This window comes from Streptomyces griseus subsp. griseus (assembly GCF_000720255.1).
Lineage (GTDB): Bacteria > Actinomycetota > Actinomycetes > Streptomycetales > Streptomycetaceae > Streptomyces > Streptomyces griseus_I.
This window is the reverse complement of the sequence record NZ_JOJE01000165.1, coordinates 1-452: the sequence shown is the minus strand read 5'-3', so window position 1 is coordinate 452 and position 452 is coordinate 1. Positions and strand designations below refer to the sequence as shown.

The 452-nt window shown below is 66.2% G+C and carries 1 protein-coding gene; it reads right to left on the bottom strand.

Annotated elements, in window-relative coordinates; genetic code table 11:
* Window positions 1-248: MBL fold metallo-hydrolase (locus IG99_RS43615; protein WP_037684605.1), on the bottom strand; the 248-nt coding region annotated here is incomplete at its 3' end.
* Window positions 249-452: the final 204 nt, after the last annotated feature.

Sequence of the window (452 nt, the reverse complement as noted above, 5' to 3'; positions counted from 1 at the left end):
GTGTCGAGGTTGTCCAGATGCCCGGTGTGGCTGACCACGACGGCGTCGAGAGCGGGCAGTTGCGAGGGCTTCAGCGCCGGGTCGGCGGTCTTGCGCACCAGGACCGGGCCGTCTTTGTACTCGGTGCCGGCGGCGTCGAAGGTCGGGTCGGTCAGCAGCGTCCAGCCGGCCAGGTGGATCAGCGCGGTGGGGCCGCCGAGCACCGTCACGGTGTTCACGGCGCGGGTCACGGCAACGTCGGTTACCACAGGTACTCCTTGACGATCAGGGGTTGGCTCCCTCACTCTGACCGAGTTACTTTCTCGAGGGAAGTACATACCTTTAGGTGAGGTGAGCACGTGCAGGAAAGCACGCGAGGCAACGTCCGTAATCCCGCCTGCCTGAGCAGGCAGCTGTTCGACCTGGTCACCGCCCGGTGGGCCACCCTGGTCCTGGTCGACCTCATGGAGGGC